Origin of the sequence: Nostoc sp. UIC 10607 (genome assembly GCF_047228265.1) — a bacterium.
GTDB classification, from domain to species: Bacteria; Cyanobacteriota; Cyanobacteriia; order Cyanobacteriales; family Nostocaceae; genus Nostoc; species Nostoc foliaceum_A.
Window position 1 is genome coordinate 1 of record NZ_JBIQNW010000314.1, and the last position, 206, is coordinate 206.

General features: G+C 49.5%; 1 pseudogene. It reads left to right on the forward strand.

Annotated elements, in window-relative coordinates:
* Nucleotides 1-206, forward strand: a pseudogene (locus tag ACEYW6_RS36890) (photosystem II q(b) protein); the annotation flags it as partial.

Genomic DNA, 206 nt, shown 5'->3' on the forward strand with positions numbered 1-206 from the left:
TTAGGAATGCGTCCTTGGATTGCAATTGCATACAGCGCACCAGTAGCAGCAGCAACCGCAGTCTTCTTGGTATACCCAATCGGACAAGGTTCATTCTCAGACGGTATGCCCTTGGGTATCTCCGGAACGTTCAACTTCATGATCGTGTTCCAAGCAGAACACAACATCTTGATGCACCCCTTCCACCAGTTAGGTGTAGCAGGTGT